Here is a 12,186-nt window from a genome sequence, read left to right as displayed (position 1 = left end):
CTATTTATTGCTGGGCGAAGCCCACCAGGTGCTGCTGGCCCAGCCGTCTGCCTGGTAGTACGGCGGTGTGGTGGCGGGCAGCACGAAGGGGGTGGGCCGGTAGCCCACAAAGAAGGCGTTGCTGAACCACTGCGGTATGGAATAGTGGCCGTGGGTCAGCACCCGGTCCAGGGCGCGCATGGCGGTGGCCAGTTCGGGCCGGGTGGTGGCGGTGACGACTTTTTGCAGCAGCGCATCGACAGCAGGGTCGGCAATGCCCCAGGTGTTGCTGGAGCCGGGTGTGGCCGCCGCTTTGGAACCAAACAACTCCAGCAGCTCACCGCCGGGCGCGGTGCTGCCCACCAGGCGCACGCTGGTCATCTCGAAATCGAACGCATCCATTTTTTGCTTGGACAGTGAGAAATCCACCACCCGCAACTGCAGCGCAATGCCTAGCTTTTCCAGCGACTTTTGCAGCGGCGCAACCACCCGCGCCAGGCTGGGCTGGTCGTTTAAAAACTCGATGGTGAAAGCCTCGCCTTGGGCGTTGCGCAGCGCGCCGTCGGCGTAGTCCCAACCGGCCTCGTGCAGCAGCTTTTGCGCCTGGCGCAGGTTGTCGCGCAGGCTGCGCGGTGGCGCGGTGCTGGGCGATAGGTAGGCGGGGCCAAACACCTCGGGCCGCAGCTTTGCGCGCAGGGGTTCCAGCAGGGCCAGCTCGTCTGCGCCGGGCAGGCCCTGGGCCTGGAATTCGCTGTTGGGGAAGTAGCCGTTGACGCGCTGGTAAGCGCCGTAAAAGAGCTGGCGGTTCAGCCATTCAAAGTCCATCGCCAGGCCCAGTGCCTCGCGCACCCGCACGTCTTTGAACTTCGGGTTGCGCAGGTTCAGCACATAGCCCTGGAAGTCACCGGGGTTGCGGTTCACAAAGGTGGCTTTTTTCAAGGTGCCGTTGTCAAACTGCTTGCCCACGTACTGCCGCGCCCAGTTGCGCGAGATGAATTCGCGCATGAAGTCAAATTCCCCGGCCCGTAGCCCCTCGAATCGCGAGGTTTCGTCCAGGTAGATTTTGTAGGTGATGCGGTCGAAGTTGAACTGCCCCTTGCGTACGCCCAAGTCACGCGCCCAGTAGGCCGGGTCGCGGGTGTAGGTGATGTCCCGGCCAAGCTTCGGGCTAGTGATCTTATACGGGCCGGAGCCGATCGGCACCTGCTCCACGATCTGGTCAAACGGCACGCCCTTGCCCCAGGCGCGGCTGAACACTGGCAGGCCGGTGCCCACTACCAACGGCAGCTCGGGGTTGGGGCTGGCAAAGTCGAAGCGCACGCTGCGCTCGCCCAGTACCACCACGCCCTTGACCTCGGCAAAGATGCTGCGGTACTGCGGCGCGGCCAGCTTACTGATGAGGGTGTTGAAGGAGTACGCCACGTCGGCGGCCAGTACCGGCGTGCCGTCATGAAAACGGGCGGCGGGATGCAGTCTGAAAGTGGCACTAAGCTGGTTGGGGGCGACCTCCACGTCCTCGGCCAGCAGGCCGTAGGCGGTGGTGGGCTCTTCCATATTGCCCACCAGCAGCGTCTCCATCAGCATGCCACCGATGCCAAAAGGGGCCGTGCCTTTGAGGGTGAATGGGTTGAACTTGTCGAAGTTGGTGGGCCGGGTGGGTGGCACCATGCGGATCTCGCCGCCCTTGGGGGCGTTGGGGTTCACATAGCTGAAATGGTCGAACCCGGCGGGGTATTTCACGTCGCCAAATTGTGCGTAGGCATGCGCGCCCCAAGCGGGCACGCAGCAGCACATCCAAAGTAAAACAGCCGTAACCCGCATGCGACAATTCTGCAATACTTTTTGACACAGGCCGGACCGCAGGGAATAGCCGGTGTCGTTTACTTTTTCAGGAGATAAAAAATGGGCTTTCTGGCTGGCAAAAAACTACTCATCACCGGTGTTCTGAGCAACCGCTCCATCGCCTACGGCATTGCCAAGGCCTGCCACCGCGAAGGCGCCGAGCTGGCCTTCAGCTACGTGGGCGAGCGCTTCAAAGACCGCATCACCGAATTCGCCGCCGACTTCGACTCCAAGCTCATCTTTGATTGCGACGTGGGCGATGACTTGCAGATCGACAAGCTGTTCACCGACCTGGCCCAGACCTGGCCCACCTTCGACGGCTTCGTCCACAGCATCGGCTTTGCGCCGCGTGAAGCCATCACCGGCGACTTTTTGGAAGGCCTGAGCCGCGAAAGCTTCCGCGTGGCCCACGACATCAGCGCCTACAGCTTTCCCGCCATGGCCAAGGCCGCCCTGCCGTACCTCAGCGACAAGGCCGCCCTGCTCACCCTGACCTACCTGGGTAGCCTGCGCGTCTTGCCCAACTACAACACCATGGGCCTGGCCAAAGCCAGCCTGGAAGCCAGCGTGCGCTACTTGGCCGAGTCGGTTGGCCCCAAGGGCGTGCGCGTCAACGGCATTAGCGCCGGCCCCATCAAAACCCTGGCCGCCAGTGGTATCAAGGACTTCGGAAAGATGCTGAAAGCCACAGCCGAATGCCCGATCCGCCGCAACGTGACGATTGACGATGTCGGCAACGTGGCCGCGTTCTTGCTCAGCGATCTGGCGGCCGGTGTCAGCGCCGAGATCACCTATGTGGACGGCGGCTTCAGCCAGGTAGTGGGCGGTATCGGCGAAGCCGGCTGACCACGGCATATATCCGCAGCATTTAAAAAAAAACGACCGCTAGCGCAAATAGAACCTGCGCTAGCAGCTATTTAATCGATAGCAAACTGATTTTCAGGGTCGTGCGCCCATGGCAAGCTTGGCGGCAATGTCGTCCAGCACAGGCAGCAAATCAGCCACTGAATCAACCACGTAATGCGCTCCCGCCACCTGCAGCTTGGCGCTGGCGGCCAGCCGGCGCTGCTGCTGCTGCGTCGGGTCCAGCGCATGCCATTCGACCAGGCTCAGACCCATGGCGTTGCCGCTGACGGCCAAGCCGACGGTCCAAGTGCCGGCGTTCAGGCCTTCTTCGATGCCGACGCCGGTATCGTCCACCTTGACCACGGTGTACGGCGGCCAGACGCCGATGTCGGCAAAGGTGCGGTACATCATCAGCGGCGACGGTCGGCCGGCGGCCAGATCACCAGCGCACACCAGGTTGTCGGGCACATAGCCGCCGGCAGCGGCAATCGGCGTCACCACGTCCATGATGTGACGGTTGTAGCCCGTGGTCGAGCCGATCTTCAGGCCGCGCGCGCGCAGGGTGTTAACCATATCCACCGCGCCGGGAATGAAGTCGGCAAAGTCGGCCACCACGGCGGCATTCATCGGCGTGAAGACTTCGTACAGATGGTCCACGTCGGCATCGGTAAAGGCTTTGCCGTGTACCTGCAGCCACTGCGCGGCGATGCGCGGCAGCGCGCCCAGCGCATGGATATGGTCCCATTTGGCCACGCCCATCGGGCCACGGGCTTCCTCGATGCTGAGCTCGATGCCGAACTGTTCAAACAGGCGTACGAAAGCGCCCATCGGCGCGCAGGAGCCGAAGTCGAGGATGGTACCGGCCCAGTCGAAGACGACGGCGGTGAGTTGGGTGTGGGGTGCGGTAGTGTGGGTGGTTGTGGTCATATTTGGGCTTACCAGTTGGCAAAAACTTCTTCGGCGATGCCGAAGGCGGTGCTGGCGCCGGTGCCGCTGGTGACCAGCACCATGCGGGTGGCAGCATCGGGCTGGTCGATCAGGCAGTCGGTGCTGGCGGAAGACGGGTAGGTGCCGACCCAGCGCTCGGTAACACGCGCGTCCTTGAGCTTCAGCGTGCGCCGCATATGCTGCAGGATTAGCTCGTCCACCCGCTGGTTGGCAAATGGCTCGAGCACCGGGCCGTAGTGGTGCGAGTCGCCGACCACCAGCGAGCCATCGGCGCTTTGCACCACGATCAGGTGGATGCCGTGCGCCAGCGACTCGCCCTCTTCCGCATCCAGCTGGGTGCGCAGCGCGGCGGCCGCCGGTAGTTGGCTGTACCCGTGATAGCGCACCAGGCTCAGGTCGGCCATCACCGAACCGGGCAATTGAAAGCCGGGCTCGGGCTGCACCCGCAGCATGTGCAGCTGGCACAGGCGCAGCTGGTGCGCGGCCAGGCGTTCGGCGAATAGGCCGTTGATCTCGGTATTGGTGCAGACCGCCACACGCTCGGCATGCAGAGTGGCGCGCGCGGTGCGGACCCGCGGCGTAGCCACTTCCAGCACCGCCTCGCTGAAGCGGAACTGCACACCCAGCGTTTCGGCCAGCCAGCGCGTCAGCTGGCCAATGGCGGTGCGCGACTCGACCCGCATCTCGTGCGGGCTGTAGAGCACGGCCTGGGCGCCGTCCAGCTGCAGACTGGGGGCGCGGCGGGCAGCCTCGGCCACGTCCAGCAGCGCGCAGCCCTCGGCCATAGCCGTGGCCATGAATTGCTGCAGCACGTCCAGCGCCTTCGGGCGGAAAGCCGTCAACCACAGACCATGGTGTACTTGCGGAATGTCGGCCAGCGGCGCGACTTCACCCCATACCTCGCGGGCCCGTTTGGCGCGGCGCCAGGTGTCGCCGGCACCCTGGCCGGTGACGGTGATGAAGCCGAAATTGCGGATCGAGGCGCCGACGCATGCTGCATCACGCTCGACCACGCAGACGCGCAGGCCGCGCCGGGCGGCGGTGTAGGCATGGGCCAGGCCGACGATGCCGGCGCCGACCACGATCAGGTCAAAGTTCTGGGAGTTCTGCATAGGAGATAGGGTGAGAGTCATGGAGTCCGCGCTGCCATCAGCGTGTAGGGGTGCGCCAGGCCTGGGTGCGTTTTTCCACCAGCTTGCCCAGCGCCAGATAGAGCATGGTGACCAGCAGCGAGGCGCCGGCAATCAGCACCGCCATGGCCGCGGCCGGCCCGGTATCGCCGGCTTCGTCCAGGTTCAGGATGGCGACCGAGGCGAGCTTGGTCTCGGGCGAATACAGGAACACCACGGCCGAGATGGTGGTCATGGCATTGATAAAGAAATAGCGCGACACGTCCAGCAGAGTCGGCAGGCAGATCGGCAGGGTCACGCGGAAGAAAGTGACGTAGAACGGCACTTTTAGCGAACCGGACACCGACTCGAATTCCGCGTCGATGGCCTTCAGCGCGGTGAGCATCGTCAGGTGGCCGGTGGTATAGAAATGGACAATGGTGCACAGCACCAGCAGCGCCCCGGTCTGGTAGAGAAAATTCAGCGGATTCTGCGGCGCGTTAAAAAAGAAGATGTAGCCCAGACCCAGCACCAGGCCGGGTACCGCCATCGGCAGCATCGCCATCAGCCGGATCAGCGGCCGGGCCCAGTCTAGGCCGCGGGTTTTCTCTAGCAGATAGGCGCCGACAAATACCACCAGCGGGCCGATGACGGAGGTGCCGGCAGCCAGCTTCAGGCTGTTGACGAAAGCCTCGCCGAGTTCGGCGTCCACCAGGCCGGAGACATAGTGCACCAGGCTGGGTGCCAGCTTGTAAGGCCACAGCGTGGCGAACGAGGCAAATACGGCCATGCAGAACACCGCCAGCATCAGCGCGCAGATGGCACAGCAAAACAGCGTCATCGCCGCGTCAAAACCGGGCGACGGCCTGGGTGCCAGCGCAACGGCCCGAGCGCTGAGCATGGCGGTCTGCTTGCGCTGGACAAAATAGTCCACCATGAAGGTCAGCACCGCCGGCGTCAGCAGCAGCAGGGCCACCACCGCGCCGCGCTGGAAGTCCTGCTGGCCTATGACTAGCTTGAACACATCGGTGGCCAGCACATTGAAATTGCCACCCACCACCTTGGGGATGCCGAAGTCGGTCGCCACCAGGGTCAAACTGATCAGCGCGGCCGAAATCAGCCCGTATTTGGCGCCGGGCAAGGTGATGGTGAAGAACTTGCGCCAGGTGCTGGTGCCGAGTGCATCGGCAGCTTCGTACAGCCGGGCGTCGGCCAGAGTCAGCGCCGTGACCAACACCATCAGCACGTGCGGAAACACCGCAAAGCACTCGGCCAGCACGATACCGGACGGGCCATAGATGCCGTCAAAACCCAGCGAACGCCAGAACTCCTTGGCCACACCCTGGTTACCAAACCAATAGATCAGCGAAATCGCCGACAGCAGGGACGGCGCCAGCAGCGGCAGCAGCGTGATGGTGCGCAGCAATCCTTTGAACGGCATGCAGCTGCGTGTAATGGCGTAGGCGAAGGTAAACGCCAGTGGCAGCACGATCAGCGTCACCAGCACCGACACCCAGACGCTGTGCCACAGGCTTTGCAGCAGCGCCGGCGATGCCAGATAACGGGTGAAGTTGCCCAGGCCGCCGCGGGAGCCCTCGCCACCCAGCGCTTGCGACAGGATCAGCAGCAGCGGCGCCACCAGGCCCACTGCCAGCAGCAGCAAGATGCCGAGCAGCGCGGCCTGCGCCAGCCGGTCGCTCCAGGCGATGTGCGGCCGCGGCGCGACGGAAACAAGAACAGCAGACATGGATGGTGCAGAGTTGGTTGGCGGGTGAGCGATAAGCTCAGGCTTCGGCGGCGGGAAACACACGCACGCGGTCGGCGCGCAGCGCAAAGCGCAGGCGGCCGCCCTCGCGGATGCTGTATTCGTCCATCTGGTTCAGTGAAAACTGCAACTGCACCGGCTGGCCGGGCACCGCGTCGATCGCCATCCGCGCCAGGCAGTTGCCGCCAAGAAACTCGACATGCTCGACCGTACCGCTGCACAGGCCAGGATGGTCATCGCGCAGGCCGTCGATCGTCCGGTCTTCGGGGCGCAGATACAGATGGACGGCGTGGCCGGGCCGGAAGTCGGCGCCGCTGCCCAGTGCGCACTGCAGGCGCAACCCGCCGCAGCGAAACCAGTGGTCGCCCTCGGCCACCGCCGCCAGCTTGTTGACCTTGCCGACAAAATCGGCCACGAAGGGCGAGGCCGGTTCGCGGTAGACCTGCATTGGCGTGCCGACCTGCTCGATGACACCGTGGTTCATCACCACAATACGGTCGGCGACCGACAGCGCCTCTTCCTGGTCGTGCGTGACCATGATGGTGGTCACGCCGAGCTGGCGCTGCAGCGACCGGATTTCGTTGCGCAAATGCACCCGCACAATCGCGTCCAGCGCCGACAGCGGCTCGTCCAGCAGCAGCAGGCCTGGCGATGTGGCCAGAGCCCGTGCCAGCGCCACCCGTTGCTGCTGACCACCGGACATCTGCGCCGGGTATTTCGCGCCCTGGCCTGGCAGGCCCACCAGTTGCAGCAGTTCCTCGACCTGGGCGTCGATCTGCAGCCGTGGCACGCGGCGACTCACCAGGCCGTAGGCGACGTTGTCGCGTATCGTCAGGTTCGGAAACAGCGCGTACGACTGGAACACGATGCCGTAGTCGCGCTGGGCCGGCGGCAACAGCGAGATGTCGCGCCCGGCCTGGACGATGCGGCCGGAGCTCTGGGTCTCCAGCCCTGCAATCGTCCGCAGCAGCGTGGTTTTGCCGCAGCCCGAGGGACCGAGAAAGCAGACGAATTCGCCACGGCGTATCGACAGATCGATCTTCTGCAGCGCCTGGAAGCTGCCGAAGCTCTTGTGGATGTTCTCCAGCCGCAAATAGCTGGCGTCTTGCAGCCTGCTCTCCTCGTGCACCGCGAGGGAGTCGCCGCCGAGAGGATCACGGGGCGCCAGCATGTTTACTTCTTTTCGCTCTTGGCGTCGTAGCGCTTGGACCATTCCGCCAGGATGCGGTCACGGTTGACGGCGGAGTTGTTGAAGTCCATCTTGATCAAACGCGACTCGTAGTCGGCCGGAATATCAGCCAGCTTCGGTGCCACGCCGGGCTGGGCGGTAATGGCGAAATTCTTTCCGTACAGCACCATCGCGTCCTTACCGGAAGCCCAGTCCGCCAGTTGCTTCGCGGCTTCCAGCTTCTTTGTGCCCTTGTAGATGGCAAATCCTTCCAGATCCCAGCCCAGGCCTTCCTTGGGGAACACCAGCTCGATCGGCGCACCCTTGGCCTTGTTGGCGTGGGCACGGTACTCGAACGAAATGCCAGCGACGTATTCACCAGCAGCCGCCATATTGCAAGGCTTGGAGCCGGAGTGGGTGTACTGGCCGATGTTCTCGTGCAGCGCATCCATGTACTTCCAGCCGCCGCCCTTGCCATTGTCGTCGCCCCACAGCTGCAGCCAGGCCGCCACGTCGAAGAAGCCGGTGCCGGACGAAGCCGGGTTTGGCATCACCACCTGGCCCTTGAACTCCGGCTTGGTCAGATCCTTCCAGGTGGTTGGCATGGCAATGCCCTTCTTCTTCGCTTCGACCGTGTTGAAACAGACGGTAGCGCCGAACACGTCCATGCCCCACCAGGCCGGAACCTTTCTCGCGTCACGGTACTTGGACATGATGGCGTCGAGGTTGATCGGCGCATACGGCTCCAACATGTCGTTCTTGTCGAACAAGGCCAGGCTGGATGCGGCCACGCCCCAGATCACGTCGGCCTGGGGATTCGCTTTCTCGGCCAGCAGCTTGGCGGTGATGACGCCGGTGGAGTCCCGCACCCATTTGATTTCAACGTCGGGATTGACCTTGTTGAAGGCCACCTGGTAGGCCTTGATCTGATCGACTTCCAGCGCGGTGTAGACCGTCAGCTGGATCTTTTCCGCATACGCGGCGCCAGCGGCGAAGACCAAGCCGAGTACGGCAGCCAGGGTAGATTTCCAGAAATGCATGGGGGAGACTCCTCGTGAAAAGAACGGATTTTGACCAAGCCTTATGTCATCCTGATGACACACGGTCGATGCAAAATCAATGCCATCATTTCATTTATCGTAGTTTACAGATTGAGAATCGTAGACAATCTTCAATAAGAACACTACGATAAAGCCATGCCAACACAAGCTTCACCCCACCCTCACATTGCACTGGTACAGCGCAATTCGCTCGCGAGTTTGGTGCAGACCGAGATCGAGCGCATGATTCTGGATGGCCAATTCAGTTCCGGCGCTAAGCTCACCGAATCCACTCTGGCCACGCAGCTGGGCGTGTCGCGCGGCCCGGTGCGCGAAGCCCTGCGCATGCTGGAAGAGTCTGGCCTGGTGCGGACCGAAAAGAACCGCGGCGTGTTCGTGCGCGATGTGCCGATTGAAGAGGTGCTGGATATCTTCGAGCTGCGCGCAGTGATGGACCAGTACGTCGGCCGCAAGCTGGCGCAAACGGTGAACGCAGCAAAAATCAAGGAGCTGCGCCAGTTTGTCGACGAAATGGAGCAAGCCACCAAGGCTGGCAACGCGCAGGACTACCACCGCCTCAACCTCGGCTTCCACGACCGGCTGCTGGAGCTCACCGGCAACTCAAAATTCAGCGCCACCTACCGCAAGCTGGTGAACGAGTTGTCGCTGTTCCGCCGGCAGAACCTAACCGGCGAATCGATGGCCATCTACTCACGTGAGCACCACCAGATCGTCAAGGCGATTGCTGCGCGCGATGCCGACGCCGCCGGCCTGGCAATGTTCCAGCACGTGATGAACAGCCGCGACCGCACCCTGCAGAACTACAAGAACCGCCCTGCTGCAGCCACGCAAAGCGACCTGGTTTTTACAGGTATGGCGGCGGAAAAAAGCTACGCCTGAATCCCCTGCCCGGCTTTTACCTGCCTGTGACCGACCACCATGCCACTGAACCTGACCGACATCGAAACCCTGTTCAACCGCCACGGCCACAGCCAGTACAGCGGCGAGCCGGTGACCCAGCTGGAACACGCGTTGCAGACTGCGCTGCTAGCCGAGCAGGCTGGCGCCGACGACGAACTGGTCACCGCCGCATTGCTGCACGATCTGGGACATCTGCTGACCGGACTGGGCGACTCGCCGACGCTGCGTGGTGTCGACGACTTGCACCAGTTTCGCGCGCAGCCGTTTCTGCGCGGCGTGTTTGGCCAAAGGGTGTTGGACGCGGTGCAATTCCACGTCGATGCCAAGCGCTACCTATGTGCGGTCCGCACCGGCTATCTGCAGGCGCTATCGCCGGATTCGCAGCGCAGCCTGGCGCTGCAGGGCGGCGTGTTCTCCAGCACCGAGGCCAGCCATTTCATCGCCCGGCCGCATGCCGAGGAAGCCGTGGCGCTGCGCTTGTGGGACGACCAGGCGAAGCAGGCCGGCCTGCAGACGCCGCCATTGCAGCACTACCTCAACCGGGCCCAGCGCTGCCAATTGAGCTGACGACAAGCATCGCCGCCGTGCCTTGCGGCAGCGCCGATCGGCGCCATCCTGCGCTTTAGCAAGCGTTTTTGAAAATTTATAAAAATAAAGGCGCTGGCGCATATTGCACTCGCGCCTCCAGCTATATTAAATATAGCAATCTACTACATCAATAGCCTTCGGCCAGGCCGGTATTCCGGCGCGGATCGTTAGCACCGTAGAAGCGGAAGTTACCGCGCGGCTTGCCGCCCAGGGTGGGCGCGCCAACCAGAATGGCGGCCAGGTGGTTGGCGGGCTGCGGTTCAGCCAGGTTATGGCCCATGCCTTCCAGAATCTTCCGGGTGTCCGGGCTGATGCCGAAGGTGTCGACGTTGGTCAAATCAGGCAGCCATTGCTGGTGAAAGCGTGGCGCGTCCACGGCTTCCTGCACGTTCATGCCGTAGTCGATCACGTTCATGATGGTATGCGTGACAGCGGTGATGATGCGGCTGCCACCGGGGGTGCCGACCACCATCACGGGTTTGCCGTCTTTGCTGACGATGGTGGGGCTCATGGAGCTCAGGGGACGTTTGCCGGGTTCGATCCTGTTGGCTTCGCCCTGAACCAGACCGTACATATTCGGCACGCCGACCTTGGAGGTAAAGTCGTCCATCTCGTTGTTCAGCAGCACACCGGTTTTGGCGGCAGTGACCTTGGCACCGAACCAGTCGTTCAGCGTGTAAGTGACCGACACGGCGTTGCCCATGCTGTCAACGATGGAGTAGTGGGTGGTGTTGCTGCCTTCGTGCGGGGCCACGCCGGGCTTCATGTCCTTGGAGACACCGGCCTTGTTGGGGTCGATGGCGGCGCGGATCTTGGCGGCGTAGGCTTTGTCGAGCAGGCGGTCCAGCGGGTTTTTCACGAAGTCGGGATCGCCCAGGTAGCTGTTGCGGTCCAGGTAGGCGTGGCGCATGGCCTCGATCTGGTAGTGCACGGCCTGGGCCGAGCGAAAGCCCAACTCTTTGAGCGGATAGCCTTCGACGATGTTCAAAATCTCGCAGATCACCACACCGCCCGAGCTGGGAGGCGGCGCCGACACGATGTGGTAACCACGGTAGTCGCACTCCACCGGGGCCAGTTCGCGCACCTTGTACTGGTCCAGGTCTTCCTGGGTGATGATGCCTTTGCCAGACTGGCTGGCGGCCACGATGTGGGCACCCACCGTGCCTTTGTAGAAGCCGTCAGTGCCCTTCTGGCTGACCAGCTTCAGGGTTTTGGCCAGGTCTTTTTGGACCAACTTCTGCCCGATCTGGAAGGGCTCGCCCTTGTTGAGGAAAATAGCGGCAGACGGCGCGTCCTTCTTGAAGTCGGCAGTCGAGGTTTTCAGCATCTCGACATCGCCCTCTTGCAGTACAAAGCCGCGCTCGGCCAACTGGATGGCCGGGGCTAGCAGCTTGGCGCGCGGCATGGTGCCGTACTTGGTGCGGGCTTCTTCAAAACCGGCTACCGAACCGGGAATGCCCACGGCTAGGTAGCCATTGGTGCTGGCACCGGGGACCACATTGCCCGCAGCGTCCAGGTACATATTGGCGGTGGCGGCCAACGGGGCTTTTTCGCGGAAATCCAGGAAGGTCTTGCGGCCATCGGCCAGCTGCACGGTCATGAAGCCGCCGCCGCCCAGGTTGCCCGCGGCGGGGTAGACCACGGCCAGCGCATAGCCCACGGCCACAGCGGCATCGATGGCGTTGCCGCCGCGTTTCAACACATCCACACCGACCTGGGTGGCCAGATGCTGGGCCGTGACGACCATGCCGTGCTCGGCAGCGACAGGTGCAACAGAGGCGGCTTGGGCGACGCAACACAGAGCGGCAGCGGCGGCGACCGAGGCAAGGCGGAAGGAAAAAATAGGCATGCGGTGGAGTCTCCAATGGGGCGGGGAAAGAGGTGCGAGTAAACAATGCGCGGACAACTGTAACTAGGTGCAGCGCTGCCTGAGCAGGTATTTTGTTTGCAAATGTAGCTGCCCTAAAACGCCTTGTTTGG

10 protein-coding genes are annotated in these 12,186 nt (G+C 62.9%); 3 read left to right on the top strand and 7 right to left on the bottom strand.

The features are described 5' to 3' along the window. A complete protein-coding gene (locus tag Q0T48_RS15885; RefSeq protein WP_295957957.1) occupies positions 1-1,800 on the bottom strand; it encodes an extracellular solute-binding protein in 1,800 nt (599 codons plus the stop codon). Between the two features lie 81 nt (positions 1,801-1,881). On the opposite strand from Q0T48_RS15885, the gene fabI reads away from it, so the two are divergent. Continuing rightward, positions 1,882-2,667, top strand: a complete 786-nt coding sequence (gene fabI / locus Q0T48_RS15880; protein ID WP_295957954.1) for an enoyl-ACP reductase FabI — start codon at positions 1,882-1,884, stop codon at positions 2,665-2,667. Positions 2,668-2,760: 93 nt separating this feature from the next. Here the strand turns inward: fabI and phnX are convergent, their stop codons facing one another. The 5 genes from phnX to Q0T48_RS15855 are packed head-to-tail and all read right to left on the bottom strand — an operon-like array spanning position 2,761 to position 8,697. Next, complete coding sequence (gene phnX, locus Q0T48_RS15875) at positions 2,761-3,594, bottom strand: phosphonoacetaldehyde hydrolase (protein WP_295957951.1); 834 nt, start codon at positions 3,592-3,594, stop codon at positions 2,761-2,763. A gap of 8 nt (positions 3,595-3,602) precedes the next feature. Beyond that, on the bottom strand, positions 3,603-4,727 hold the full coding sequence (locus Q0T48_RS15870; RefSeq protein WP_295957948.1) for a TIGR03364 family FAD-dependent oxidoreductase: 1,125 nt from the start codon (positions 4,725-4,727) through the stop codon (positions 3,603-3,605). A gap of 37 nt (positions 4,728-4,764) precedes the next feature. Then, a complete protein-coding gene (locus tag Q0T48_RS15865) occupies positions 4,765-6,471 on the bottom strand; it encodes a putative 2-aminoethylphosphonate ABC transporter permease subunit (RefSeq protein ID WP_295957946.1) in 1,707 nt (568 codons plus the stop codon). Between the two features lie 37 nt (positions 6,472-6,508). Continuing rightward, the gene (locus Q0T48_RS15860; RefSeq protein ID WP_295958189.1) at positions 6,509-7,660 is read right to left on the bottom strand and encodes a putative 2-aminoethylphosphonate ABC transporter ATP-binding protein; all 1,152 of its coding nucleotides are present in this window, start codon (positions 7,658-7,660) and stop codon (positions 6,509-6,511) included. Between the two features lie 2 nt (positions 7,661-7,662). Then, a complete protein-coding gene (locus tag Q0T48_RS15855; protein WP_295957943.1) occupies positions 7,663-8,697 on the bottom strand; it encodes a putative 2-aminoethylphosphonate ABC transporter substrate-binding protein in 1,035 nt (344 codons plus the stop codon). Between the two features lie 156 nt (positions 8,698-8,853). On the opposite strand from Q0T48_RS15855, the gene Q0T48_RS15850 reads away from it, so the two are divergent. Then, positions 8,854-9,597, top strand: a complete 744-nt coding sequence (locus tag Q0T48_RS15850) for a phosphonate utilization associated transcriptional regulator (protein ID WP_295957940.1) — start codon at positions 8,854-8,856, stop codon at positions 9,595-9,597. A gap of 39 nt (positions 9,598-9,636) precedes the next feature. Next, positions 9,637-10,185 carry a phosphonate degradation HD-domain oxygenase gene (locus Q0T48_RS15845; protein WP_295957937.1) on the top strand — a complete coding sequence of 183 codons (549 nt, stop codon included), beginning with the start codon at positions 9,637-9,639 and terminating at the stop codon, positions 10,183-10,185. Between the two features lie 148 nt (positions 10,186-10,333). On the opposite strand, the gene ggt is transcribed toward Q0T48_RS15845, so the two are convergent. Next, positions 10,334-12,055, bottom strand: coding sequence for a gamma-glutamyltransferase (gene ggt / locus Q0T48_RS15840; RefSeq protein ID WP_295957935.1), 1,722 nt, complete (start codon positions 12,053-12,055; stop codon positions 10,334-10,336). Positions 12,056-12,186: the final 131 nt, after the last annotated feature.

The organism is Rhodoferax sp. (genome assembly GCF_025354435.1).
GTDB lineage: Bacteria > Pseudomonadota > Gammaproteobacteria > Burkholderiales > Burkholderiaceae_C > Rhodoferax_B.
This window is presented reverse-complemented; position numbering and strand designations above follow the sequence as displayed.

Coding starts and splice junctions, on each gene's coding strand:
- fabI (WP_295957954.1), top strand. CDS start 1,882: ATGGGCTTTCTGGCTGGCAAAAAACTACTCATCACCGGTGTTCTGAGC.
- ggt (WP_295957935.1), bottom strand. CDS start 12,055: ATGCCTATTTTTTCCTTCCGCCTTGCCTCGGTCGCCGCCGCTGCCGCT.
- Q0T48_RS15865 (WP_295957946.1), bottom strand. CDS start 6,471: ATGTCTGCTGTTCTTGTTTCCGTCGCGCCGCGGCCGCACATCGCCTGG.
- Q0T48_RS15850 (WP_295957940.1), top strand. CDS start 8,854: ATGCCAACACAAGCTTCACCCCACCCTCACATTGCACTGGTACAGCGC.
- Q0T48_RS15855 (WP_295957943.1), bottom strand. CDS start 8,697: ATGCATTTCTGGAAATCTACCCTGGCTGCCGTACTCGGCTTGGTCTTC.
- Q0T48_RS15845 (WP_295957937.1), top strand. CDS start 9,637: ATGCCACTGAACCTGACCGACATCGAAACCCTGTTCAACCGCCACGGC.
- phnX (WP_295957951.1), bottom strand. CDS start 3,594: ATGACCACAACCACCCACACTACCGCACCCCACACCCAACTCACCGCC.
- Q0T48_RS15885 (WP_295957957.1), bottom strand. CDS start 1,800: ATGCGGGTTACGGCTGTTTTACTTTGGATGTGCTGCTGCGTGCCCGCT.
- Q0T48_RS15860 (WP_295958189.1), bottom strand. CDS start 7,660: ATGCTGGCGCCCCGTGATCCTCTCGGCGGCGACTCCCTCGCGGTGCAC.
- Q0T48_RS15870 (WP_295957948.1), bottom strand. CDS start 4,727: ATGCAGAACTCCCAGAACTTTGACCTGATCGTGGTCGGCGCCGGCATC.